Origin of the sequence: Bifidobacterium sp. ESL0745 (assembly GCF_029433335.1) — a bacterium.
Taxonomy (GTDB): domain Bacteria; phylum Actinomycetota; class Actinomycetes; order Actinomycetales; family Bifidobacteriaceae; genus Bifidobacterium.
This window is the reverse complement of the sequence record NZ_JAQTHX010000002.1, coordinates 210,439-233,801: the sequence shown is the minus strand read 5'-3', so window position 1 is coordinate 233,801 and position 23,363 is coordinate 210,439. Positions and strand designations below refer to the sequence as shown.

Here is a 23,363-nt window from a genome sequence, read left to right as displayed (position 1 = left end):
CACTTTTCTGGTGAGGCCCCAAAAGTGTCCACGACATCAAGCATCAAACCTGGAAATCGAGGCCAATCCGGTCGGAAAGCCAGCGCGCGAACCACGAAATCACGTAATTGATGAGCACATAGATAATCGAGGTCACCAAATAGACCGGCAGCAGGCTGTTGTAGTTGGCAATGAGCACTTTCGTGTTCTGCATCATCTCGGGATAGGTGACCACGTAGCCGAAGGTCGTGTCCTTGACCACGACGACGAGCTGGGCGACCATAGTCGGCACCACAATGCGGAACATCTGCGGCAGGACGATGGATTGGTACATCTGCCAGCGGGTGAGGCCCAGCGAAAGCGCGGCCTCCTTCTGGCCAATCGGCACAGCCTCAACGCCCGAACGGAAGACCTCGGCGAGCACGGCTGAGGCGTAGCTGGCCACGGGAATGACGACCATCCAGTAGGTGCTCATATGGATGCCGAACTGCGCCGGCACGAGGAAGAAGAAGTAAATGAAGAGCAGGGTCGGGGTTCCGCGCACGAACTCGATGACGGCGGTGGAAAGCCAGCGGATCGGCGCGAAGCCGGACAGGCGCCCGAACGTCAGCACCAGGCCGCACACCAACCCGATCGCGCCTGCGCCAAACGCCGCACGCAACGTGCCGACGAGACCCATTCCGAGGAATCTCCAGACCTTCGGGTCGCCGAAAAGACTCCAATACATGGGCTCGAATTGCCCATTGATATACAACCGATAAACCACCCACGCAAGCAGTGCCGCCAGCGCGACGGCAGCCACGGCGGTGCCCACGGCGATGCGGCGCTTGGTACGCGGCCCACCAGCCTCGAACAGCGCGGCCTCGGTGGGACTCAACGATTTCGATTTCACCGACATAGCGCCACCTTCTTCTCGAGGAACCGGCCGAACGCGGCAATCACCAAGCCCGTGCACACATAGAACATCGCGGCGACGAAGAAGGTGGGGATGCCGAGCGCATCTTTGGTGTTGATCTGGTTGACCAGGCCCGTGAGCTCAGTGTGGGCCAGGGGCACCATCGCGCCGGTCGAAGAGCTGACAATCACCGAGATGAAGAGAGTGACCATCGGCTGCACCACCGTGCGCAGCGCCTGTGGCATGATGATGGAGGTGACGATATCGAAAAACGTGAGGCCCAGCGACCGGGCGGCCTCCACTTGGCCTGGATCGATGGCGTTGATGCCGCTGCGCAGGGCGTCGCAGCCGAACGCAGAGGCCACGAGAATGAGCGTGACGATGACGCTGGGCTCATAGTCGATCACCACGCCGACCTCGGGCAACGCGAAGACGATGAAGATAAGCAGCGAAAGCACCGGGATGTTGCGAAAGACCTCGACGTAGAACGAGACCGCGGCGCGCAGCGGGGGAATGGGGCTGACGCGCAGCATGGTGAGCACGAACGCGAGCGCCAGGCCGCCGACGAACGAAAGCACGCCGATGCGCAGCGCGACCCCGTAGCTGGAGACGTACTGCCAGCCGTAGTGGACGAGGAGGTAAACCAGCGACCCCCATAACGATTGATGTGTGGCCATATCCGCCCTTCTTCACCGTGCCCGGCACGACGTCGGCGATGTTTCGGTTCGCGCGTGAACCTGTTCCCACATATTGTCTTCACGTATCGAGCCACTTATTCCATTATGCGCCGACGCGCACCCGAGCCTGCGCTCACTCCTTGGCGATGGCGGGAGGCGTCGGCACCTTGGTGACGCCGGTGCGCTCGCCCACGGTGAGCTTCCAGAGTTTGGCCCATGTGCCATCAGCCTCGATCTTCTGCAGCCAGGCGTTGACGAACGCGGCGCCGTCGGAGCCCTTGGGCAGGCCGATGCCGTACTCGTCCTTGTCGCCGAAGGGCTTGCCGGCGAGCTTCAAAGCCTGCGGTTCCTTCGCGATATCGCCGAGCACAAGCGACTGGTCGACCACGTAGGCGTCGATGCGGCCCTGCTTGAGGGCCTGCACAAGCTCGGCGTCGGTCTGGAACTCCTGTGCGCTGGCCTTGGGCACCAACTTCTTGACGATGGCCGGGCCGGTGGAACCGGCCTGCACGCCGACCTTCTTGCCCGCCAAGTCGGAGACGGAATTGATGGTCTTATTGGTGGACTTGACGAGGATCGCCTGTTGGCTGGTGAGGTAGGGGCCGGCAAAATCGATCTTCTGCTGGCGAGCCGGATTGATCGAATACGTGGCGAAAACCGTGTTGACGGTGCCGTTCTGCAAGACGGCCTCGCGAGTGGAGGAGTCGACCACACTCACCGAGGTCTTCGCGTCACCCAGGATGTAGCGGGCAAGCAGCTGGGAGAGGCCCGCGTCGAAGCCGCGCACCTTGTTGTCGTCGGGACTTTGCAACGAGAACAGCGCCGAGGACTTCACACCGCCGACCTTCAGCACACCCTGATCCTTGACGGCCTTGGCCCACTTGTTGGCATTGACGGTAGAGCCGCTTGCTACCTCGCCGGAATTCACGAGCTTGTCATAGGCCTTGGTATCGAGCGGCTTGCCCGTGGTCTGCGCCGGCGCCGAACTCTTGGCCGGCGCGGAACTGGTGCCACCGCAGCCCGAAAGCGCGATGCCCAACGCGGCCACTGCCGCCAACAAGCCAATCGTTGCCTTTTTCCTGGATTTCGAAAGCACCATGTGCCCTCCCCCATTCTTCCTTATCGCTTATCGTCGCGGATCCGGCGCAACCACACCAGACCGCCACATATACCCCTTCGGGGCGCGACGCCCGCCACCCGCTCGTCTCCAACTCGGCTCCACTGTGCTTCACTTCGCTTGGATTGGCTCGGTTCCGCTGGATTTGGGGAAAAGATGGCTGATGTCGCACACCGGTCGTGGCTCAAGTCTAAACGCCGCGGCCGCATCAATCTAGGAGAAATTATCGCAAAGGATATCGCGAATAGTTATGACGCTTCATCGAATGGTTGCAATCACAGTCAAACCCGCGTACGATCGCGTCCGCAACGCAAGTCACGGCGCTTAGCCATCAGCGAATTACAGAGACGCGACAGGGTCGGTTAGAGGCTGAACGAGTCCGATAAGAGGATATCCAGGCACTCCCGATAACGCTGGTATCCTCGACATCCCAGATTTCCCCGACATCGCTAAAGTCCCTCGAATACAAAAATCCGCGCGCCAACGAAAATGTGGTCACGCGGAAATACCAAGTCTACTGTTGCTGTTTCAGCTCTGCCTTTAGGCCTTGCCTTCCTTGGGCTTCGGCTTACGCAAAGCGCTCGGGACAGGCATATGAATCGGCTTGTGCGGCTTGGGCATAGCGACTTTCTTTGCGGCCGAACCGGACTTGTCATCGCTGGAAGCCTTGGCTGCAGCTTCGGCGGCCCACTTGGCGTAATCGTCCAAATCGTCATCGGCAACCGGCAAATCCTCATGCTGATCCACGTCATCTGTATGCGCGTTTTCGCCGGCCTCGTCATGAGTGCGCGAATATTCCTTCTCGACCTCATCGAACGGGTCCGCCGAACCACTGCCCGGCTCCTGCGCACCTAACTCTTTGGCCAGCTCGTCATAATCGGTATCGGTTGTCAAATACTTCAGCTTACGGGCCATTTTCTTTTGTTTAGCCTTTTGACGTCCGCGGCCCATTTGACCCCCCGAATTATTTTCAGTCGCAATTAATCCATCAATATGTAGGATACCACCCCATCCGTCACGTTTCATTGTCGGCTCAGACTTTTACCATAAAAACAAGATTTCAAGCCATTTTCAAAACACGGTAAACGATTGAGGGCGGGCCATGGCGGACACAGCGAACAGCGCGGAAACCGAACAAGTGACGGCAGCGGGCAATGAGATAAGCGCAAGCTTTCTCGAGGCGAAGAAGCGTTCCGACGCGGTTCTGGCCAAGCTTGAGAAGGATCCGGGCAAGTTCACCATGCTCACCGGCGACCGCCCGACCGGACGCCTGCACCTTGGCCACTATTTCGGCTCGATCCGCGAGCGCGTCGCGATGCAGAACAAGGGCGTGCACACCAACGTGCTCATCGCCGATTACCAGGTCATCACCGACCGCGACACCACTGAGCATATCCAAGACAACACACTGAACATGGTGTTGGATTATCTCGCCGCCGGCATCGATCCGAACAAGACCATGATTTTCGCACATTCCGCAATTCCGTGCGAAAACCAGCTGATGCTGCCGTTCCTTTCATTGGTCACCGAGGCCGAACTGCTGCGCAACCCGACCGTCAAGGCCGAGGCCGAGGCGAGCGGCCACGCGCTGACCGGACTTTTGCTGACCTACCCTGTCCATCAGGCCTGCGACATCCTCTTCTGCAAGGCCAACGTCGTGCCGATCGGCAAAGACAATCTACCGCACGTCGAGATCACACGCACCATCGCGCGCCGCTTCAACGAGCGTTACGCCAAGAAGAACCCGGTATTCCCTGAACCGACGGCCATTCTTTCCGATGCGCCCGAAATTCCAGGGCTCGACGGCCGCAAGATGAGCAAGTCCTACGGCAATTCCATCATGCTCGGCGCCACCGCGGAGGAAACCGCCAAGCTCATCAAGAAGAGCCCGACCGATTCCGAGCGCCGTATTACATTTGATCCGGTCAACCGTCCGCAGGTTTCCGCGCTGCTGACCACCGCAGGCCTCGTCACCGACCGCGATCCGAAGGATATCGCCGAGGAAATCGGCGACGCCGGAGCTGGGGCCTTGAAGCAGTATGTCATCAAGTCCGTCAACGAGTTCCTTGCTCCGCACCGCGAGCGCCGCGCCGAACTGGCCAAAGACATGGATTCAATCCGCGATATCATCCACGACGGCAACAGGCGCGCCAACGCCATCGCCGAGGAAACCCTCGACCAGGTCCGCGAGGCCATGGGCATGAAATACTGAGCGGTTTACTGACTGATAACTCGTCAACTGTCAAAAGGTCGGTCGATACGAAATCCGTCAATGGCGGAAACGGCCATTCGCCAAATCGTATCGACCGACCTTTTGACAAAGTTGCAGACGCACAAGTCGGTAAATAGGAAATCAGGAATGGCGGAAAATGGCCGCTCTCAAAAACCTATCTGCCGACTTGTGGTTTCCCAACAAACCCGTCACACGTCGTAGCGCCAGGATTTGTCGGTGATCACGCGGGCCATCGCCAGGCCGATGGGCAGGCAGAGGATGACCATAAAGGCGCGGAAAGTCCAGTCGAGAGCGTTTGCAGTGTCGAACTGGCCGAGGTAGAACATCGCGCGGTACATATAGAGGCCGGGCACCATGATGACGATGGCCGGCACGGTCAGGCAGATACGCGGGTAGCCGAGGTAGGGTGGCAGGAAGCCGTGGCGAACCGACGAGCGCCAAAGTGAGGCGAGCAGGCCGGCGAGCATCGCGCCCAGGAACGCGGCGGCCTCCGGCGGCATGCCCATATCGACCACCGTCAGGCGCAGGGTGTCGGTGATCGCGCCGATGACGGCCGCGGTGAAGCACATGCGTTGCGGGGAATTGAAGAGCACCGAGAAGCCCCAAACCCCGCCGAACGCGGTGAGCGCGCGCAGGCCGGCGTTGACCCACGGATTGAGGCCGAGCGGCTCGAAACCTTGCGGATTCAAGTGGACGATAGCCGCGACCATCCAGCCGGCGAGCGTGGCCATCAGGATGAGCGCCATCGTGTAGACCAAGCGCTGGATGCCGCTTGGGAGGTCCATTTTGGCGATGTCAAGACCGCCGGTGATCAGCGGGAAACCGGGGATGACGAAGAGCATGGCGCCGATGTAGGCGGTGTCGTGCCGAAGCGCAACCGGGTCGATGAAACCGATCAGTCGTAACGTGCCGATGCAGGCGAACGCGGCCGCAGCGACGGCGACGAACGTGACGAAGAACTGATTGAGATGATAGGCGAAAAGCCGCCTGCGAACCCACTGGCCGATGCCCGCGCCCACGAACGCGCCGATCATATCGAACGGGCCGCCGCCGAGCAGGAAAACGAAGGACGCGCACGCCACAGCCGCCGCGAGTCCCGAGAACCACGGCGCGTACAGCGGTTTACGGTGCTGGATAAGGCTCAGCCTCTCGTGCGCCTGCCGTACGGTGATGCCGTGGCTGGCCTTTGCCTTTGCTGCTGCTTTGGATTTTGCCGCAACTTGAGGCTTGGAACTTGCCGATTCCGTTGTGGCAGAAGGGCTGGCAGCAGCAACCTGCTCGGCGGCGACGTCCTCGCGCGTCTTGCCGATATGCTCGAAATGCTCTGCGTACTGGCCTTTCGGCGGGCGGAAACCGCGCTTTTTGACGCGCTTGACGGCCTTGTCGTGAACGCGCCTGCGCTTTTCAAGTTCGCGATGGGCCTTTTGCGTGGCCAGCAGCACCGAACGCCGGGCCTCCGGGTTGTCGAGCTGCTGCACCACTTCGGCGGAAACCGTGGGCTGGGCATGATACATCGTTCCCGGCTCGCCGATATTGACGCTGAACCAATCCGCGAAATGCTCAAGGAGCCAGATACGCTCCGTATTGACTCCGGTCGTCGGCAAATCGACAACCTGCGTGATCCTGCTGACGCCGTCGCTGCACGAGGCTTCCATGTCGGTCAGGTTGACATTGGCCCGAACATGCACACCAAGCGGGAAACCGATGCGGTGCATCATCTCGTGGACGCGAAAACTTCCGGTGCCTGCGCCGAGATCGAGCAGCCCGACCCGCACGATGATGCTCGCCTTCGCCGCGATGCCCGCGTCGACCACCGGAGTATCCCAATCCCGCTCGATGTCGGCGGTATCCAACGGCATGTAATGCGTCAGCCGGTCGTGCACCTTGGCCCGATGGTCGGCGCGAGCGCCGGAACCAGCAGCACCGCCTCTGCCGCCGCTTTCGTCAATGGAAGCCACCGCCTCGGCCACACGCCGGTATTCCTCGGAATCGGATTCATCCAGATCGCCAAAGATGTCTTCAAGCCTGGAATCACCTTCGTCCTCATCGTCGCCGCTGTTCACCGTTTTCTCGATATCCTCGGCCACCACTTGCATGCCGTCCTGCCGGCCATCAGATTCAAAGAAACCACCGCGATCATCCGCGTCTGCCACATTATTTTCCTTAACCACTTCACCTTTCGCGTTACTGACGGCATTTACGCTGACCACGGTTCCGGGTTTACCATTTGCACCGGCGTTGTCGTCAATCGAGTCTGCATCCTTCATTGCCATACCGCTTCCCCCATCGTTCTTCTCATGTCTTCCCAGGCGTCTTTCACGCCCAATAAGCCGAGTTCTCTACGCTCATGCTTCATTGGAATTTAACAGATGTTGACAAACCACATAAAATTTGGCATATCTCGATACATCATTTTTAGCACGCTCGCCCTAAATTTATTCACGGCATCAATGCACGATAATCATTGTCAAACGGACTAAATTCTTTATTTTGTGACGATGATTGATAATCCCCAAACCGGCTTCATACCAATGATTTTAAAACCTGAACCACGCCAGACGACCAACGACAAAATAAAATCAACGCCAGAAGCGCGATGTCAGGACTCCTGCCGCAAACCGCAAGATGGCTGGAACTCTGACAGACGTTCCAATAACGAAGATAATCCGTCCGAAATATGGCTATTGTCGACTTTCACTACAGAAATGTCGGTCAGGTCGCCCTACAATCAAGTCGTACTCGCCAAGCAATGGCTTTGGGTTCGCAACAGATGGCACCACAACCGCGGAGGAGCCGCGGAATGCCGACAGATCGAACAACCGGACGCTTGGTTTGAAGGAGGTCTGAATGGCTAAAAGTACCAAAAATAATCAGCCAGACAACAATCAACCGATCACGCAGCCCGATGCCGCACTGTTCACTTCCGGAGTAGGAACCAAAGGCCCCGAGGAACGTGATCTTCCCCAAACGTTGAAAGACGATCTCGCACTCTGCCTTGAGATTCTGCGCACCGTGCTCGGGGAATACGACAAGGATCTGCTCTCCACGTTCGATACCGTCCGCGGCTACGCCGTCAAGGCGAGCGCCGAACACTATGCGGAGACCATCGGCAAGGAACACCCCAAGGAAGACAACCTCGAGAAGGCCGAAAAGGTCATCGACGCGCTGAACGTGCATCAGGCGCAACTGCTTGCGCGCGCGCTCACCACCTACTTCCATCTGGCGAATCTGTGCGAGGAGAACTACCGTGTCTCCGTGCTGCACAAGCGCGAGGCGAACGTAAGCGAAGACGCCGCGACCGATCCCGTCAATGAACTGACGGGCGCCTACCACCAGCTCATCAACGAAATGGGCCCGGCCAAGGCCAAGAAGCTTTTGAACAAGCTCGAGTTCCACCCCGTCTTCACCGCGCACCCCACCGAGGCCCGTCGCAAGGCCGTCGAGGGCAAGATCCGCCGCATCGCAACGCTTCTGAGCGCCGGCAAGCTCTTGGGCGGGTCCGACAAGAAGGAAAACTACCGTCGTCTGTACAACGAGATCGACGCGCTCTTCCGCACCTCGCCGATCGGCGCCAAAAAGCCGACACCGGTGGAGGAAGCCGATACCATCATCGACATCTTCGACAACACGCTGTTCGACACCATCCCGCAGGTCTATCGCCGCTTCGACGATTGGATCCTGGGCGACCAGGCCGGAATCGCGGAACCGCAGTGCCCCGCGTTCTTCCATCCAGGCTCCTGGATCGGCACCGACCGCGACGGCAACCCGAACGTCACCGCCAAAGTCAGCCGCGCCGTGGCCCGCAAGTTCAGCGACCACGCCATCGAAGCGCTTGAAAAGGCGACACGCACGGCAGGCACCAACCTCACGATGGAAACCGTCACCACGCCTCCGAGCGACGAACTCGTCAACCTCTGGAGCCACCAAAAGGAAATGAGCGAGCGCCTGACCGACAAGGCCGCCGCCACTTCCTCGAACGAGCTGCACCGCGCGGTCATGCTGGTCATGGCCGACCGTCTGCATTACACCGTGGTGCGCGACGCCGACCTGATGTACAAGAGCTGCGATGACTTCATCGCCGACCTCAAGATCGTCCAGCGTTCGCTGGCGGCCGCCGGCGACAAACGTGCGGCCTACGGCCCCATTCAGGACGTCATCTGGAAGGCACAGACCTTCGGATTCCACCTCGTGGAGACCGAATTCCGCCAGCACTCGCTCGTCCATTCCCGCGCTTTGGAGGACATCCGCGAGCACGGCCTGCACGGCGAACGCGGCGAACTGCAGCCGATGACGCACGAAGTGCTCGACACCTTCCGCGCACTCGGCGCCATCCAGAAGCGCAACGGCCAGAAGGCCGCCCGCCGCTATATCATCTCCTTCACCAAGTCCGCGCAGAACATCCGCGACGTCTACGAACTCAACCGCATGGCGTTCTCGAATCCTGAGGACGTGCCGACCATCGACGTCATCCCGCTGTTTGAGCAGCTGCAGGATCTACAGAACTGCGTCGACGTGCTTGACGAAATGATCAAGATTCCCGAAGTTCAGGCTCGTTTGAAGGCCACCGGTGGCAAGCTCGAGGTCATGCTCGGCTACTCCGATTCCTCCAAGGACGCCGGCCCCACCACCGCGACGCTCGCGCTGCATTCGGCGCAAGGACGCATCGCGGAATGGGCCAAGAAGAACAACATCGATCTGACACTCTTCCACGGACGCGGTGGCGCTGTCGGTCGTGGTGGCGGCCCCGCAAACCGTGCGGTACTCGCGCAGCCTGCCGGCTCCGTCAACTGCCGTTTCAAGCTCACCGAACAAGGCGAAAGCATTTTCGCCCGCTACGGCAATCAGGCACTGGCCATTCGCCACGTCGAATCCGTGGCCGCGGCGACACTGCTGCAGTCGGCTCCGAGCATGGAGAAGACGAACACCGAAATGACCAAGAAGTACTGGGGCATGGCAGAGAAGCTCGACGAATCGGCGCATAACCGCTTCCTCGATCTGCTCAACACCCCCGACTTCACGCCGTGGTTCTCCACTGTCACGCCGCTCACCGAAATCGGCCTGCTGCCAATCGGTTCCCGCCCTGCCAAGCGTGGTCTCGGCGCCAAGTCGCTTGATGACCTGCGCACGATTCCGTGGGTATTCTCCTGGGCTCAGGCGCGCATCAACCTCGCCGCCTGGTACGGTCTGGGAACCGCATGCGAAGATTTTGGCGATCTCAAGACACTGCGCAATGCCTACAAGGAATGGCCGGTATTCTCCACGTTCATCGACAACATCGAGATGTCGCTGGCCAAGACCGACGAGCGCATCGCCAAGATGTACTTGGCACTCGGCGACCGCGACGACCTGCGCGACAAGGTGTTGAACGAGATGGAGCTCACCCGCAAGTGGGTGCTCGCCATCGTCGGCGACCAATGGCCACTGCAGCACCGCCACGTGCTCGGTCAGGCTGTCCGCGTGCGTTCGCCGTACGTCGACATCCTTTCCGTCATTCAGGTGCTCGCCCTGCGCAGCCAGCGCGAACTGCAGAAGAAGCATGATGCGGAGGCCGCCAAGGCGAGGGCGAACGGCGAGGCTCCCGCGAACGCAGGTGCCGTTGCCCCGAAGAAGACGGACAACGATGAGCTGGCCCGCGATCAACAGCGCGGCGGCTTCACCTATCTCATCCTCTGCACGGTCTCCGGCGTCGCCGCCGGCCTGCAGAACACCGGCTGAGTTTTGTAGCTACTTTAGTTAAGAGAGCGCCGCAGACGTTTGTGAATCATTATTGGTTCGATATTCGTCCGCGACGTTTTCTTATGTTCTGTTTCTCTCCCAAATCAGTGAAAATGTGTAAGAAACTGCCCAAAATAGCAGTGAAAGCGTGCACAAATAGCTATATTACCTTATGAAAGTGTGCATAATTTAAGTTATTACTGTCTGGAAACGTGTAGAATATAGATAGATTTTGGCATAAAAACGTGCAATGGTCACGCAGAAACGTTGGAACGATGCGGAAACAGCATGAAACGACAATTGATGACAAAATTGGCTGAGTGGAAAGACAGCCCACAGCGCAAGCCGCTGGTACTTGACGGCGCCCGCCAGACCGGCAAAACATGGCTTGCCCAGGAATTCGGACACACTCATTTCAAGCATCTTGCCTACGTTTCACTCCAAGATAACGAAGCAATGGAAACACTATTCGAAGGCTCATTGCTTCCGGAACGTCTCATTCCCGGCATCGCACTGGCCGCCGGCACGAAAATCGACCCGAGCGATACCTTAATCGTGCTTGATGAGGTTCAGGAAGTGCCGCGCGCGGTGGAATCGTTGAAATACTTCGCCGAGCAAGCACCAGAATATCCAATCATCGCGACCGGTTCGACGCTTGGTATCACCATCCATCGCAACGTCTCGTTCCCCGTGGGCAAAGTCGATATGCTGCGTCTCTATCCACTCACGTTCCGAGAGTTTCTCGATGCCTGTGGCCAAGTCGAGCTGTTGCAGATTCTCGACAATGCCGACACCGATATGATGACGGTATTCCACGAGAAGTTCATGGAGTTTCTGAAATATTATGTGGTCGTTGGCGGCATGCCTGAAGCCGTACAGACTTTCGTCAATACTTATCCGGGGGTTGATTTCGCTGCCATTACACGAATCCAAGCCGCGATTGAACACGGTTACCGAAGCGATTTCTCGAAATATCCTGACGATATGCCACAAGGTTTTCCGCTGCGGCTGACGCAATTGTGGGATTCTCTGCCTCGCCAACTTTCGCACGAAAACAAGAAATTCGCGTATAGCGCCATCAAGAAGGGTGCGCGAGGACGTGAATATGATCTTGCGATTCAGCGTCTACAGGATTCGTCACTTGTCACGAAAATCCCGCGAGTGCAAAACGTCGAATACCCTCTCGCCATGTTCGAGGACCAATCCGCCTTCAAACTGTTCGTGCTTGACGTAGGTCTATTACGAGAAATGAGCGGCATCGCACCGCAAGTCATCCTCAACGGCGATGAGGTGTTCCGCACTGCCAAAGGCGCACTGGCCGAGCAACTTGTCTGCCAGGAACTCGTCACGGCCGGGTTCACGCCATATTACTGGACCGACACCAACGCCACTCACAAGCTCGACTTCATCATCCAACTTGCCGACAAAGTCGTACCCATCGAAGTAAAAGCCGGCACGAACCTCACCGCCGCCAGCCTCAAATACGCAATGAAAAAATTCGGTTTGCCGTCCGCCATCTGTTTCTCGTCTCTCGCCCCGCGTCACGACGGTGCTATCTACGACCTGCCGCTTTACGCAGTGAGTACCATTAAACAAACAACTCTATAAATTATGCAATCACATCGCCGTAAAAATCGTATCCCAATACGGATGATCAAGGAGAGAACCGAATGGCAATGAAGCAAACGAATCAGCTCATAGTTTTAGGGAATGGTTTCGACATAGCTTGCGGTTTAAATTCTGCATATGCCAATTTCTTTCATGATCGATATAGCCTCCATAAATGGAACCTACAAAAAGACGATGATGAGACCGAAGCCGAAATGAATTTAGTTGATGGAATGATTTCCCTTGATAATGAAGGATTAAACGAAAGTTTCTGGGATATCGACGGGCAACCCACGATATGGGATATTCTTTTCCTTCTTGATTACAAATCAAATTACAAAAACAATAAAAAACTTACAGATATCAACTGGGATGACATCGAAAGTTCCATTGATCGTTTTCTGAATTTTTGGATTTCAAGTCACGAAGATTTTTTGACTAGTGCAAATAACAAATCTGGAATAAATTGGACCGTTGCTAACTGGATTAATGCAATTCAAGCCAACCTGATTAATTTGATTCAAGCCAACCAGTTTAACCCATTTCAAAATAAATCTAATTTTTTTATATTTGAATCTCAACTAGCTTCATGTCTTAAAGACTTTATCCTAGAACACAGCTCTATTTCTGATTGCTCGTTTACAGATTTTCTTAAAGAGCTGAAGCACGAGCTTAATCAATTGGAATCCGACTTTGGCAAGTATCTTACGACGTACGCCTTCACAAATCATCCGGGCCAATATAGCGAAAATTCAAGTGCCATACTTCAACATATTTTTACTACGAATCATCAAAAATACATTAATACAGCTAAAAAATTGTTGGCCGAACTTATAGAGGAAGACACCAAAACATTATACTTGCTTAATAATTCAATTCTATCGTTTAATTACACAACGCCATTTGACGAATCCGATACGATTCGCAATATTCATGGGTCAACAAAAGAACCTATTTTTGGTATTGATTCAATAGATTCAAGCACAGATACAGATAAGACCATAACTGATGAAAGAAACATGTTCACTAAAAACTTTCGCGTATTAGAGCTGCACACAAGTCAACGATACGAAAAGATTCTTCACCCAGATGGAGGCAATCAGCCCCTTGATTTCATTAAATTCTTTGGACATTCTCTAGGTGACGCTGATTACTCGTATTTCCGTACACTATTTGACGATGTAGATTTATATGACGGCAACACTGCACTTATGTTCTTATACACTAAAGGTGCCAATGCGGCTGAACTCAATGCCAACGTTGCACATCTCATCAACAAATACGCGTTAAGTCTTCCAGAACCAAAACAACAAGTAAACCTTATGACCAAATTAACTATAGAAGGAAGGCTTAATATCAGGGAAATTCCTCAACCCTAGCTCTACGAACGGTAAAAGTATCTGCGTTACTGAATCAGCCTGTTTTACACGACAAGCTGAGCAGCGTCATCCAGCGTAAGCAAGCGGCCAAAACGGGTGTTGAGAGGTTGGTCGCCGCCGTAAACGACGATGCGGCGGTCGGTCGGGAGGCCGATGGTTTCACCTAGCTCGTCGCCCCTTGCGAAGGCATGCAAATCGTAGGTGGCAGAAGCCTTGACCTCGACCAGATACTGGACTTCGCCGCCTTTTTCGATAATCAGGTCGATTTCTTTTTGGTTGGCGTCACGCCAGAAATAGAGGGTCGGCTTGCGGCCACGCACATAATATTCCTTGGCGACTGCGTTGATCACCGTGTTCTCGAAGAGCGGCCCACGGTACTTGCTCAGCGCGAGGCTTTCCGGCGAATCGATGCCCAACAGGTAGGCGGCCAGCCCGGTGTCGTAGAAGTACAATTTCGGGGTCTTGACCAAACGTTTGCCATAATTCTTGTAATACGGATAAATTCGATAGACAATGAAACTGGATTCGAGCACGGAAAGCCAGTCCTCGACCGTTTTTCTGTCAATCTCGCAAGCCTTGGCCAACGCCGAGTAATTAAGCAGCTCGCCGTCGCGCACCGCGCATTGCACCAAGAAGTTCTCGAATGCCGCCAACTTGCGCACGCCGAGCTCGGCCCGGACGTCGCGCTCAAGGTAGGTGTTGATATAGTTCGGAAAATAATCGGCCGGCTTGATTTTGGAATCGTAGAGCCGTGGATATCCGCCTCGCCACATCCATTCGTCCATCGGACCAGGGTCTCTGCCCGCGTCCTTGAGTTCCGCTCGGGAGAACGGCATAAGGTAAAGCAGCGCGACACGACCGGCAAGCGATTGCGAAATGGAGTTCATCAACAGGAAATTTTGCGAGCCGGAAAGAATGAATTGCCCAGGTTCCTGCTGACGTTCGTCGACGATGCCCTGAAGGTACGAGAAAAGTTGCGGCACACGTTGAGCTTCGTCGAAAATGACGTGATTGCCATACTGGCTGAAGAACGTGTCGGGATCGGTCTGCGCGAGTGCCCGTAGTTTCGGGTTTTCAAGCGAAACGTATGTGTAGTCGCTGAAGACCTCGCGCAGCAAAGTAGTTTTACCTGTTTGCCGCGCACCCGTAAGAGAAATGACGGGAAATTGTTCGGCAAGTTCCCGCATTTTCGTCGTAATTTTCCGAGGAACCATCTCCGTACTGACTTTACTCATAATCGGCCTATTCTCAACGATTACTAGCACCTATTCCATAATTAGCATAGGTACTACTACCCAATTAACATAGACCCTACTCCACAATTAACACAAAGTCTATTCCACAATTAGCATAGGTACTACTACCCAATTAACATAGACCCTACTCCACAATTAATACAAAAAGACCTCCGCCGGAATCAGCCGGGGAGGTCTTGAGAATGGTCAGACGAAATCCGGTGAACGGACTTCGCAAGTCAAAGTAAGATAATCGATCACGCTTCGTCGATGAGATCCAGCATTTGTGGGACCGTCTTCTTGCCGAACTCGACCTTTTGGGTGGTCGTGCCATCGGCGGAAGTTTTGTTGACGACGATGCAGGGAACGCTCATGGCGCCGTACTGGCTCTGCAGCTCAGGGAAGTGCGAAATGTCATACGCTTCGGCCTTCACCGCAGGGTTGTCGGCGGCGATGCGCTGCGACGAGAGCACCGTGGTCGGGCACATCGTGCAGGTCAACGAGACGAGCACCATCACATCGGTGGTACCGCCGTCAGCGTCGAGCTTTTCGATACGCTGCTGGGTGTCATTATCGACGGACTGGCCAGGACCGGCCGCGTTGTAGAGTCCGAGCACGAACGAGTTGAACTCGTGGCCACTCGGCACACCATGGAATGCAAGGCCCGTGGGCTGCAGTTTGCCGTCAGCGCCAACCTTGCACATCCGCACACACGGGCGAGCCATCGGCATCAGACCATTGGCATCGAACTTCGCGCGGCCTTCCGCGTCTTCCTCACCCTCACCCGGTTCAGGCGCGAGAACCGAAGAAAGCTTGCCGTTGCTCAATCCGACCAGCTCATCGATGAAGCCCTTGAGCTCCTGCGAAAGCTTGGTCTTGTCAAGCGAAAGCTCAAGTACCAGAGGCTGGCTCATGCGGCCGAAGACCACGTCGAGCTGCTTGCGAATCGCGTCATCGAAGAACCCAGAGGTCTTGACAGGGCCGTTTTGCCCTGCGGTTGCGTCACCACTCGCTGCGGCAGGAGCCGGAGAAGTGCCGGAATTGGCGGCTTTCTCGGCAGCTTCAGCCTCACGCTGCTCGTAATTCGAGCTGGTAGGGCGAGGCGGCACGAGGCCAGTCTTCTCGCTCAGATCCTTGGCGTAACGCTCAAGCTCCACGCCCGCGACGGCACCATCGGAAACCGCGGTGACCACCTGGCGAAGGTTTTTCTCACGCAAATCTCCAGCAGCGTACACACCGGCAGCGGAAGTCTCAAGATAGTCATGCGTGATAACGTATCCATGGTCGTCAAGATCGATGACGCCTTTAAGAATGCCGGTCTGCGGCACATAGCCCGCAAAGACGAAAACGCCGAAATTCTTGCTCTTGGTGGGTGTCCACTCGATGTCCTCGCCGGTTTTACGGTTATGGAAAACGGCACTTACCAAGCCACCTTCGCCGGCGGAAACCGACTTCATCTCGGTGTTGTATCGAATCTCGATATTCGGATCGTTTTTGGCCTCGTTGGAGACGGAAGCGTCGCAAGTGAAATCGTTGCCACGTACCAAAATGGTGACTTTACTCGCGTATTTGGTGAGGAACACCGATTCTTCGGCCGCGGAAAAACCGCCGCCGACAACGACGACCTCCTTGCCGTTGAAGAACTCGCCATCGCAGGTCGCGCAATAGGAAATGCCGCGGCCGGCGTATTCGGCCTCACCCTGGAACCCGATCTTGCGCGGGTTCGCGCCCGTAGCCACCAAAATACCGAAGGTCTTCAGGTCGCCGCGGTTGGTATGCACGGTTTTGATATCGCCCTCAACGTCAAGTCCGGTGGCATCGGCTGCCATGAACTCCGCTCCGAAGTCCTCGGCCTGCTGACGCATGGTTTCGGTCAGCGTACGACCGTCAATCCTGGCGATGCCCGGGTAGTTCACAACCTCGTTGGTGATGGTGATCTGGCCGCCGTACTCTTCTTTTTCGAGAATGAGCACGCGGTAGCGCGCACGCGCCAAATAGAGGCCGGCAGTAAGCCCTGCAGGCCCTCCACCAATCACCACAACGTCATACAAATCGTCTTGTCGCTTCATAGCATCCTTAAGTACGTCAGTACAGGAAAGATCAGAGCTGGCCGACGAGGTCGAGACTCGGGGCGATGGTCTCGTCGCCCGGCTCCCACTTCGCAGGGCAGACCTGATCGCCGTGCTCGTAAACGAACTGCGAGGCTTCGACACGGCGCAGAATCTCTTCCGCATTGCGGCCGACGTTGGAGGAAATGACCTCATAGGCCACGACTTTGCCTTCAGGGCTCAGGATGAAGTCACCACGCTCAGCCTGACCGTGGACCTCATCATAGGTGTCGAGATCGCGGGAAAGCTGGTTGGTTGGGTCAGCGACCATCGGAAACTGAATCTTCGCAATCTTCTCGTTGGCCTCATGCCAAGCCTTGTGAACAAATTCAGTGTCGTGGGAGACGCCGTAAACCTCGCAACCGGCCTTCTTGAAGTCCTCATAATGGTCGGCGAGGTCCTCAAGTTCGGTGGGGCACACAAAGCTGAAATCGTTCGGATAGAAGAAGAAAAGTGACCAGTGGCCGAGCACATCCGCCTTGGTAAGCGTGCTGAATTTATTGTCCTGATAAATATTGGCCGTAAAATCGGTCAGCTCATGATGAAGCATGGTCATAATGTGTACCTCTTTACCTCGAAAAACCAAATGCTGTATGCACGCACGATTCAGGCCTCTATATACGTTCCCTCTAACGTCCTTACGAACGCCTGCAAATCATAAATCCCAGCACCCAAAAGCACCTATGGAACCAGTTATCGGCGTGGCTCAATCATGCTAACGCGGTAAGAGGCAATTCCGGCAGCCGGCATGCGCGTGAAGCCACATATTTTCGTGAACCGCAATAAAAAGCCATATCTAAACACTTTCTTGACTAATAAATACGCAATAAATAGGCGGACTATTATTAATCGATATGATAATAAAATGAATTATGAACATTTAATTTGTTCTATTTATTTACAATAAGCGTAAATATATCTATTTATAATAATATAAATGTAATTCCTGTCCGACAGTTCGAAAATTCCGTAAATCATGAAAGTGACGCGGCAGGAGGGTAACGTTAGGCGAAACGGCCTTTACCATTGGCCACTTTCACACGCGGAGGGAAACCTCAAATGACAGACGATTCAAAACCCAACGACGACCCGAATTCCGCCGAGTCCACGGCAAACGCAACCTGGAGCCGCATGCTTCAAGGCAACGCACGTTTCGCTTCAGGTCAGGCCGAGCATCCTTGGCAGGATAAGGAGACGCGGGAATCGCTGATCGACGGGCAGCATCCGGACGCGGCAGTGCTGTCGTGCTCGGATTCGCGCGTTCCTCCGGAAATCATTTTCGACCAGGGCCTAGGCGATATGTTCACCGTACGCACAGCCGGTCAGACGCTGGATGACGCGGTTATCGCCTCGCTGGAATACGCCGTGACGCATCTGGGTGTGAGCGTTCTCGTTGTGCTCGGGCACCAGCATTGCGGCGCGGTCGCAAGCGCCGTTGCCGAACTCGACGCCATCGCTTCCGGCGAAGGTATCGATTTGGGTGCCGCTTTCGCCGCGGAAGTCACGGATTCCGAAATGGTTGACCCAGCTGCAGACGATGACAGCGGAGACCTTTCGGAAAATGATGATGTCGACGATGCTGGCACTGTTGAAACAAGCGGCACAGAAGACGGTTCCGATTCAACCGATTCCGATTCAACCGATTCCGATTCGGAAAGCGCAGACGCCCCTCGATTCGGCGAGGCCTCTGCAGCCCCACGCACCGGTATGGATGCCGACGATGTCTTCGACAAGATGGAGGAGCTGGTCGCCGCCTCACAGTCCGTGCTCGTGCGTTCGGTCGGCGCCTCCGTTTTGGCCGCGCAGGAGGCCGCCTTAAGCGATACCGACGATTTCGAGCGCGTGCATATCGCCCGCACCATCGAGGATCTGGTCGACCGTTCACCGGTTATCCAAGAGGCGTTGGCAGCCGAACATCTTTCCATCGTCGGCGCACGCTACCAGCTAGCCACGGGCAAAGTCGAGGTGCTCTCGTTCTAGCTCGGCAAAGTTGGGTTCAGCCCGCCGAAGTCCAAACACTGCTGGCCTTGCAACACACCTGCTGAGCATGCACTTCCCGGCACTCCGCACACATTTATTCCGGAAAAGACGTAAATAAAAGCTAACTAAATGCGTCATTCCCAACACAAAACCTTGAGGGATGCTGGAAATGACGCATTTATCATCCTCATCATGACCAACCAATAATCCTATGGCCAATTCAGCGACTAAGGCCAGAACAATAAAGTCCATTGGTTTGCCGAAGTAACTATTGGAAACACCAATGAGTTACGTTCAGATTCCAATGGACTTTTGCCATGTGGACGGCTATTGCTTTACGACTTCGAAGATGCGCTCGGTCTCGGGACGGCAGCGCGGCATACGCACGCCGATCGTCATCAGGTATTGGCCGGAAACGGGGACGTCGCCCAGCGGCCCGTAGGCGTCGAAGGACTCAAGAGACGCCTCAAGCTGCACAGGGGCCGTCCAACGAACCTTATATCGGGCGTTCGCATCAAGCCCCGGAATACGCAAATAGACACCGCGATTCGAACGGGACTCGTCGTATTGCACGTGCTCGATGATGGCGCGGGAACCGTCATCGGCAACCACACCGTATCCCAAAACCGCGGAATCCGCGAGATCCAAACGCACGAATTTTCCGGAATGCAGGAAATCACGATTGTCTTTATACCAGGCAATCCACGTGGAAAGATCGTTCAGATCGGCTTCCTCCGTCTGCGTCAAATCCCATTCAACGCCGAAGGAGAAGAACACTGCGGTGGCAGCACGGAAAGCAAGGCTCAGTGTGCGCCCGGTCTGCTGGGAAGTCGGTTGCGAGATGTGCGCCCCGATGTATTCAGGAGCAACGGTCTGCACCGTCCAACGCTGGATTTTCTGCCGGCTCATGGCGTCGGTCATGTCCGAACACCAGAAACGCGACACCTTCTCGACGATTCCCGTGTCGATGCGCCCGCCGCCCGCAGCACAGGACTCCCATTCGATACCAGGAAATTCGGCGCGCAACTTATCAAACAAACGGTAGTAAGCCCGTACCTGCCCATGCACGGCAGGGGCGCCGCCGCGAAGATTTGAGCCGGCCTCAAGGAGAAAACGATTATGATCCCACTTGATATAGTCGACCCCGGTCTGCGAAAGAACCTTGGAAATCGAGCTGAATACATAATCGAAAGCCTCAGGGTTTGTCAGATCAAGTACCAGTTGATGACGCTGCTCAATCGGCGTACGGCTGCTGGCCTGCATAATCCAATCCGGATGTTTGCGATAAAGGTCGGAATCACGGTTAATCATCTCCAGCTCAACCCATAAGCCAAATTCCATACCAAGCCCATGCACATAATCGGAAAGCGGCTTGAGCCCATTGGGCCAGACATCCGGATCGACCCACCAATCGCCGAGGCCAGCGTAATCATCACGCCGCGAATGGAACCATCCGTCATCCAAAACATAGCGTTCGACGCCGATGCGTGAAGCAATTTGTGCCAATTGCTTCAACTTGGAAAAGTCTTGGTGGAACGTTACCGCTTCCCAAACATTCAGTGTCACAGGTTGGGTCTTCGGATGCGCATCGAGCGAACGTTCCCATGTGTGGACGCTTTGCGCGGCACCGTCCAGCCCCTCGTTCGAAGCCGTTACCATCACCCACGGCGTCGTATAGCTTTCACCTTTTGCCAGCACGATTTCGCCGGGAAGCAACAGCTCCCCCGCGTTGATGCCGGCACTCTGATCGTCATCACGGTCGACGGCGATGGTGGAATTGCCGCTCCACGAGACCTGAACCATCAAAACGGAACCATGATGGAAATCAAATCCCCTGGTTCCGGCGACAATCAACGGGCCGGCATACCCCGGCTTGCCCTTTCGGAATTCACGCAGCCACATTCCGTCGGCTATTTGATGCCGCTGCGGCTGACGCTCTCGCTCGTGACGTCCGCAAAAGTCCAGAAACTCGGTCATGTCATCGCCAAACGGGACATGAACATCAAGGCCTTCCAACATATAGGAGCCAGACGCGGTGTTGGTAAGTGTATGACGTATACGAAGCGAACCGCCCTTCAGCGCCTCCACTTCGGTGGCAAGTTCCAGCCCCGCATCATCGTCACGGGCTTCGTAACGCAACCCGTCACCGGAAACCACAGCCGGTTCGCTCACCTTGAAGCGTGGAGACCAAGCGCGCCCGACTGTTAGCCCATCCGCCCCAGCAGCCTTACTGTCATCGCTCACCCGCTGACCCCGCAGACCGGGACGAGTGAACACATCCAATGCATGCTCAACCAGCAACGCACGCGGTCGCGGATCTTGGTCAATCAGATTATTGAACGAAGAGGGATCACTCGTACTGAAGAAACCAATGACATCGGGCAAATCTTCACCGACGCTCGCATCTGTCATCGCCAGACACGTCACTGGTAGCTGGCCTAAGGCAATGGATGGAAACAACATATTCTTTCCCCTATAAATGAAATTCTAATAAAGCCTCAACAATTGGCGACGGAACCATAAATCCAGTATCCGCCGCCAATGTAATCATCGTTATGATTTGTTGAAAACACTAAGACACCGATAATCAACCTTGTAATGCGTCATTACTTATTTCACCGACCCTGCGACCATTCCAGCAATGAAATACTTCTGCAGGAACACATAGGCAATGACCATCGGAACTGCGGCGATAAGGGCAGCAGCTGCAGCGATTCCAAGGTTGTTGGTGTTTTCGGAGAAGAATGACGCCACTCGTGTGGCGATTGTCTGCTTGGACGGATCCGTCAGAATATAGTTGGAAAGCGCATATTCGTTCCAGACCTGGGAACCAGTCATGATAATCACCGTTGAAGTCACCGGCTTGAGCATCGGCATGATGAGCTTCGAAAACACTTGGAACCTATTCGCCCCATCTATCGTTCCGGCTTCATCGATGGCCGGAGGTATGGCCCTGATGAATGCAGTATAGAGGAACACGGAAAGCGGCAAATGGGTAGCCGTAAGCACCAGCGTAATGCCCCAGTAAGTATTCGCCCCACCGATATTGACCAGGAACGTGTACAGCGGCACCAGAATCGAAAGCGGCGGAACCATCATCATGGAAAGAATGAAGGCTGAAACGAAATTGTTCATCTTCGTGGGTCGACGCGCCAACGGATAAGCCGCCATAGCGCCCAGAACGCAAACCAGCAATGTTGCGAAACCGGTCACGATAACGGTATTGAGAACCGCTTTGAGAATTCCTCCTTGCTGAATGGCGAGCGTCCAATTGTTCCAATCCAAATCGTGGGTTCGGGGAATCAGCGCGGAAGTCATATCACTTGCCGGTTTCAGGGAAGTGGTGATCGCCAAGTAGAACGGCAGCAACTGGCAGATGACAACGATGCCGAGAAACAGGTAGATCGCCCACCTGCCGCGTTGGTATTGCTTGCGCTCTTTACGGGCGTCCCTCATTTCACGTGTCTCGTGGGCGCGAGAAACCGATTTCGTTGCAATGGCATGTGAATTATTTCTACTCATAATCACTCCCATTCCAATTTTGCGAGGCCCTTATTCACGAAATAGGTAACCACCGCAATGATCACAAACAAGACCACTCCAACGGCAGACGCATACCCTGCGGTCTGATTGTCAAAGTAGAGGATGCCGATATATGTCGAAAGCGAGTTGGTCGAATACCCTGGCCCGCCTCCGGTCAGCACTCTGACGATGTCGTAGATCTTCAAACCACCGATGAGGTTGTAGACGACACTGGTGGTGAACGACGGAGCCAGCAGCGGCAGCTGCACATACAGGAATTTCTTCCAACCATAGGCACCATCAACCTCAGCGGCCTCGATGACTTCCTGATCCATCGTCTGCAAACCGGACAGATAGATGATCATCGAAACACCCATGAACTGCAGCGAATTGACGATAACGACAATCGCAACAGAGAAATGAGCATTATTGAACCACGCGACCTTGGGCAATCCCATCCAAACAAGAATCTGGTTGAGCGCGCCTTGCTGGTACTGGAAGATGAAGTAATACATAATGCCCATGACTACAGGCGCCACCAACGCAGGCAAATAGATGATGGCACGGATAAGCGTCCTGCCATGTATTTTCGCGTTGAGCAGCAAAGCCAGAGCCAAGCCAAGGACCTGCTGGATCGCGGTCCCGACAATTCCGTACATAAACGTATTGATGAGAATCGTGCCAAAGTTGCGATCCCTGAAAATCTGCTTATAGTTCGCCAAACCGACGAACACTTTGGAAGGACTGAATCCATCCCAATTCATCAGGGATAAGCCGATACCGGAAATCAACGGGTAGATGATGAATACCACCATGATGATGATTACCGGAACATAGAAGAGATTCACCGCCGCCCCACGGAAGCGGTGAAGCTTCCGGGAGCGAGACGGCTGCGCTTTACTGCCAGCCAAAATT

General features: G+C 55.3%; 16 protein-coding genes and 1 pseudogene. 6 read left to right on the top strand and 11 right to left on the bottom strand.

The window, feature by feature from the left end; all coding sequences use genetic code 11:
- Nucleotides 1-43: 43 nt before the first annotated feature.
- The 4 genes from PT275_RS07830 to PT275_RS07815 all read right to left on the bottom strand — a co-directional run bounded on the left by PT275_RS07830 (nucleotide 44) and on the right by PT275_RS07815 (nucleotide 3,619).
- Nucleotides 44-877: an amino acid ABC transporter permease gene (locus PT275_RS07830; RefSeq protein WP_277153824.1), complete on the bottom strand. Its 834-nt coding sequence runs from the start codon at nucleotides 875-877 to the stop codon at nucleotides 44-46.
- Nucleotides 868-1,551 carry an amino acid ABC transporter permease gene (locus PT275_RS07825; protein WP_277153823.1) on the bottom strand — a complete coding sequence of 228 codons (684 nt, stop codon included), beginning with the start codon at nucleotides 1,549-1,551 and terminating at the stop codon, nucleotides 868-870. The genes PT275_RS07830 and PT275_RS07825 overlap by 10 nt, the downstream gene beginning before the upstream one ends.
- A gap of 133 nt (nucleotides 1,552-1,684) precedes the next feature.
- Nucleotides 1,685-2,650: a glutamate ABC transporter substrate-binding protein gene (locus PT275_RS07820; protein ID WP_277153822.1), complete on the bottom strand. Its 966-nt coding sequence runs from the start codon at nucleotides 2,648-2,650 to the stop codon at nucleotides 1,685-1,687.
- A 558-nt stretch (nucleotides 2,651-3,208) separates the two neighbouring features.
- Entirely contained in the window at nucleotides 3,209-3,619 is a 411-nt protein-coding gene (locus PT275_RS07815) for a DUF3073 domain-containing protein (protein WP_277153821.1), read from the bottom strand.
- Nucleotides 3,620-3,770: 151 nt separating this feature from the next.
- On the opposite strand from PT275_RS07815, the gene trpS reads away from it, so the two are divergent.
- Nucleotides 3,771-4,880, top strand: coding sequence for a tryptophan--tRNA ligase (gene trpS / locus PT275_RS07810; protein ID WP_277153820.1), 1,110 nt, complete (start codon nucleotides 3,771-3,773; stop codon nucleotides 4,878-4,880).
- Between the two features lie 209 nt (nucleotides 4,881-5,089).
- On the opposite strand, the gene PT275_RS07805 is transcribed toward trpS, so the two are convergent.
- Complete coding sequence (locus tag PT275_RS07805) at nucleotides 5,090-7,174, bottom strand: threonine/serine exporter family protein (RefSeq protein ID WP_348519518.1); 2,085 nt, start codon at nucleotides 7,172-7,174, stop codon at nucleotides 5,090-5,092.
- A gap of 225 nt (nucleotides 7,175-7,399) precedes the next feature.
- Between PT275_RS07805 and PT275_RS07800 the strand changes: the two genes are divergently transcribed.
- The 4 genes from PT275_RS07800 to PT275_RS07785 all read left to right on the top strand — a co-directional run bounded on the left by PT275_RS07800 (nucleotide 7,400) and on the right by PT275_RS07785 (nucleotide 13,603).
- Nucleotides 7,400-7,756 carry a hypothetical protein gene (locus PT275_RS07800; protein ID WP_277153819.1) on the top strand — a complete coding sequence of 119 codons (357 nt, stop codon included), beginning with the start codon at nucleotides 7,400-7,402 and terminating at the stop codon, nucleotides 7,754-7,756.
- Nucleotides 7,749-10,616 (top strand): phosphoenolpyruvate carboxylase, encoded by a 2,868-nt coding sequence (locus PT275_RS07795; RefSeq protein WP_277153818.1) that lies wholly within the window; start codon nucleotides 7,749-7,751, stop codon nucleotides 10,614-10,616. The genes PT275_RS07800 and PT275_RS07795 overlap by 8 nt, the downstream gene beginning before the upstream one ends.
- A gap of 303 nt (nucleotides 10,617-10,919) precedes the next feature.
- A complete protein-coding gene (locus PT275_RS07790) occupies nucleotides 10,920-12,224 on the top strand; it encodes an ATP-binding protein (RefSeq protein WP_277153817.1) in 1,305 nt (434 codons plus the stop codon).
- Between the two features lie 62 nt (nucleotides 12,225-12,286).
- On the top strand, nucleotides 12,287-13,603 hold the full coding sequence (locus PT275_RS07785; protein WP_277153816.1) for an AbiH family protein: 1,317 nt from the start codon (nucleotides 12,287-12,289) through the stop codon (nucleotides 13,601-13,603).
- Between the two features lie 44 nt (nucleotides 13,604-13,647).
- Here PT275_RS07785 and PT275_RS07780 read toward each other — a convergent pair whose 3' ends face one another.
- From PT275_RS07780 to PT275_RS07770, 3 genes are all read right to left on the bottom strand, one after another.
- On the bottom strand, nucleotides 13,648-14,838 hold the full coding sequence (locus tag PT275_RS07780) for an ATP-binding protein (RefSeq protein WP_277153815.1): 1,191 nt from the start codon (nucleotides 14,836-14,838) through the stop codon (nucleotides 13,648-13,650).
- Between the two features lie 257 nt (nucleotides 14,839-15,095).
- Entirely contained in the window at nucleotides 15,096-16,907 is a 1,812-nt protein-coding gene (locus PT275_RS07775; protein ID WP_277153814.1) for an FAD-dependent oxidoreductase, read from the bottom strand.
- A 31-nt stretch (nucleotides 16,908-16,938) separates the two neighbouring features.
- Entirely contained in the window at nucleotides 16,939-17,502 is a 564-nt protein-coding gene (locus PT275_RS07770) for a redoxin domain-containing protein (RefSeq protein WP_277153813.1), read from the bottom strand.
- A gap of 575 nt (nucleotides 17,503-18,077) precedes the next feature.
- On the opposite strand from PT275_RS07770, the pseudogene PT275_RS07765 reads away from it, so the two are divergent.
- Nucleotides 18,078-18,395, top strand: a pseudogene (locus PT275_RS07765) (carbonic anhydrase); the annotation flags it as partial.
- 858 nt (nucleotides 18,396-19,253) lie between these two features.
- Here PT275_RS07765 and PT275_RS07755 read toward each other — a convergent pair.
- From PT275_RS07755 to PT275_RS07745, 3 genes are all read right to left on the bottom strand, one after another.
- A complete protein-coding gene (locus PT275_RS07755; protein WP_277153812.1) occupies nucleotides 19,254-21,338 on the bottom strand; it encodes an alpha-galactosidase in 2,085 nt (694 codons plus the stop codon).
- Nucleotides 21,339-21,536: 198 nt separating this feature from the next.
- Entirely contained in the window at nucleotides 21,537-22,448 is a 912-nt protein-coding gene (locus tag PT275_RS07750) for a carbohydrate ABC transporter permease (RefSeq protein ID WP_277153811.1), read from the bottom strand.
- A gap of 2 nt (nucleotides 22,449-22,450) precedes the next feature.
- A complete protein-coding gene (locus PT275_RS07745) occupies nucleotides 22,451-23,359 on the bottom strand; it encodes a sugar ABC transporter permease (protein ID WP_277153810.1) in 909 nt (302 codons plus the stop codon).
- Nucleotides 23,360-23,363 lie beyond the last annotated feature (4 nt).

Coding starts and splice junctions, on each gene's coding strand:
- PT275_RS07830 (WP_277153824.1), bottom strand. CDS start 877: ATGTCGGTGAAATCGAAATCGTTGAGTCCCACCGAGGCCGCGCTGTTC.
- PT275_RS07825 (WP_277153823.1), bottom strand. CDS start 1,551: ATGGCCACACATCAATCGTTATGGGGGTCGCTGGTTTACCTCCTCGTC.
- PT275_RS07820 (WP_277153822.1), bottom strand. CDS start 2,650: ATGGTGCTTTCGAAATCCAGGAAAAAGGCAACGATTGGCTTGTTGGCG.
- PT275_RS07815 (WP_277153821.1), bottom strand. CDS start 3,619: ATGGGCCGCGGACGTCAAAAGGCTAAACAAAAGAAAATGGCCCGTAAG.
- trpS (WP_277153820.1), top strand. CDS start 3,771: ATGGCGGACACAGCGAACAGCGCGGAAACCGAACAAGTGACGGCAGCG.
- PT275_RS07805 (WP_348519518.1), bottom strand. CDS start 7,174: ATGGCAATGAAGGATGCAGACTCGATTGACGACAACGCCGGTGCAAAT.
- PT275_RS07800 (WP_277153819.1), top strand. CDS start 7,400: ATGATTGATAATCCCCAAACCGGCTTCATACCAATGATTTTAAAACCT.
- PT275_RS07795 (WP_277153818.1), top strand. CDS start 7,749: ATGGCTAAAAGTACCAAAAATAATCAGCCAGACAACAATCAACCGATC.
- PT275_RS07790 (WP_277153817.1), top strand. CDS start 10,920: ATGACAAAATTGGCTGAGTGGAAAGACAGCCCACAGCGCAAGCCGCTG.
- PT275_RS07785 (WP_277153816.1), top strand. CDS start 12,287: ATGGCAATGAAGCAAACGAATCAGCTCATAGTTTTAGGGAATGGTTTC.
- PT275_RS07780 (WP_277153815.1), bottom strand. CDS start 14,838: ATGAGTAAAGTCAGTACGGAGATGGTTCCTCGGAAAATTACGACGAAA.
- PT275_RS07775 (WP_277153814.1), bottom strand. CDS start 16,907: ATGAAGCGACAAGACGATTTGTATGACGTTGTGGTGATTGGTGGAGGG.
- PT275_RS07770 (WP_277153813.1), bottom strand. CDS start 17,502: ATGACCATGCTTCATCATGAGCTGACCGATTTTACGGCCAATATTTAT.
- PT275_RS07755 (WP_277153812.1), bottom strand. CDS start 21,338: ATGACAGATGCGAGCGTCGGTGAAGATTTGCCCGATGTCATTGGTTTC.
- PT275_RS07750 (WP_277153811.1), bottom strand. CDS start 22,448: ATGAGTAGAAATAATTCACATGCCATTGCAACGAAATCGGTTTCTCGC.